Source organism: Streptomyces sp. NPDC000075, assembly GCF_040301925.1.
GTDB lineage: Bacteria > Actinomycetota > Actinomycetes > Streptomycetales > Streptomycetaceae > Streptomyces > Streptomyces polychromogenes.
This window is the reverse complement of record NZ_JBEPFL010000083.1, coordinates 1-1,898: the sequence shown is the minus strand read 5'-3', so window position 1 is coordinate 1,898 and position 1,898 is coordinate 1. Positions and strand designations below refer to the sequence as shown.

Here is a 1,898-nt window from a genome sequence, read left to right as displayed (position 1 = left end):
GCGCGGCGCGCCCTGCGGCGGGCGCCAGCGCAGCGGGCCCGTCGGCGGGGCGGCGTACGGGATCCCCTCGAACGTGTCGTACGCCCCGTGCGCGCGTCCGCGCACCGGACCCTCGGCGGTCCGTACGACGGGCCGCTCGGCGGCCCCGGCGCCCCCCGCGACCCGGGCGGCGGACGGCGGCCCGGACCCGGCGGCACAGAGCAGGAGGAGCGCGGGCAGGACCACCGGGAGCAGCGCCCCCGGCAGCCCGCGCGGCGGGCGGCCGGAGCGGCGGGGGCGGCGGTCGGTACGGGGATCCGGCACGGCTGACGCTCCTCCCGGAGGCGGCGCTCCCGCACGAGTGCGAGTGCCCCTCCCGAACGGAGGAGCGAGCCCACTGTGCCCCGCCCGCCGCTGCGCGGGGCGCCTTGGGCCCGGCGTGTCCCGGCCGGGGCCCCGGACGCGCCGGGGGTGCCCCCCGTTTGCCCGCCCCGAATGGCGCAGTACGTGTACATGCCGCTCAATGTGACTAAGCGTGCGCTTCCCATGACGCACGATGACCGGCGTGCGATGTGTAGACCCGCGCGTCGGCGAGACGGAGCTTTCCATGAATGACCCCAGCACCCTCGCGGCGACGGACCACGGAGACCGCGAGGGCCTCCCCGCCCCCACCCCGGAACCGACCGACGGCGCCCACCCCACACCCCCGCCACCCCCAGCCCTCGCCGAACCCCCCGCCCTCCTCGACCCCCTCGCGCCCCCGGCGCCCGGTGACCCCCCGGCGGCCAGGCCGGCCCCGGCCCCCGAGCCCGTCACGGACCCGCGCCCGGCCGGACCGGAACCCGGCCCCGCCCTCCAGGCCCTCCCCGAGAGCCCGTCGCACCGGCCCGGCCCGGTCCCCGGGTTCCGCGACGACCTCCGCCACCTCGGGGAAGCGCCCGTGGACCGGCCCACACCGGTCGCCGAGTTCCGGGACGACCTCCGCCACCTCGGGGAAGCACCCGTGGACCGGCCCACACCGGCCTCCGGGTTCCGGGATGACCTCCGCCACCTCGGGGAAGCTCCCGTGGACCGGCCCACACCGGCCTCCGGGTTCCGCGAGGACCTCCGGCCCCTCCCGGCGGCCGCCCTGGACCGGCCCGGCCCGGTCCCCGGCTTCCGGGACGGCCCCCGGCCCCTCTCCGAGGACACGGTGAACGAGCCGGGACCGTTTCCTGCTCACCGGGACGGCCTCCGGCCCCTCCCCGAGGACCCGGTTCCGGTGAACACGCCGGGACCGGTCCCCGCTCACCGGGACGACCTCCGGCCCCTCCCGGCGGCCGCCACGGCCCGGTCCGGACCGGAGGCGGGACCCCACCCCGGCCTCCGGCCGTCCCCCGTGGCCCCGGCGGCCGGACCGGAGCCCGGCCCCGTGTCGCGGGCCGGTCTCCAGGCGCCGCCCGAGGCGCTCGCGGACCGGCCCGGGCCCGCGCCCCAGCCCACCCCGCATCCCGAGCCGCTGCGCACCCTGCTGGAGACGGCCGCGACCTGCCGGCCCGTCGAGGAGGTCACCGCGCTGGTGGGGCTCCTCAAGGACTCCGGCCACCTCGCCGACCCGGGGCACGACGCGCTCCGCGCGGCCGCCGTAGCCCGGCCGGTCGAGGAGGTCCGCCGGATGGTCGCCCTGCTGGGCGAGCACCCCGAGGAGGAGGCCGAGGCGGACATCACCCTGCGGGCGGCCGCCATCGGACGGCCCATCGAGGACGTGGCCCTGCTGGCCACCATCCTCGACCCCGAATGCCCCGAAGGCCCCGAAGCGGCCGCCCCCGCCGCGCCGGTACGGGCCGCGGCCCCGGCGGGACCGCCCGCCCGGGCCCCCCCCCCGGCCCCCCCCCCCCCCCCCCCCCCCCCCCCCCCCCCCCCCCCCCCCCCCCCCCCCG

The 1,898-nt window shown here is 80.9% G+C and carries 2 protein-coding genes; one reads left to right on the top strand and one right to left on the bottom strand.

Annotation, left to right across the window (positions count from 1 at the left end; translation table 11 throughout):
- Positions 1-303: carboxylesterase family protein (locus ABT403_RS38975; RefSeq protein ID WP_351650969.1), on the bottom strand; the 303-nt coding region annotated here is incomplete at its 3' end.
- Between the two features lie 283 nt (positions 304-586).
- Here ABT403_RS38975 and ABT403_RS38970 point away from each other — a divergent pair.
- The coding region (locus ABT403_RS38970) for a serine/threonine-protein kinase (protein WP_502966024.1) at positions 587-1,898 on the top strand (1,312 nt) is incomplete at its 3' end.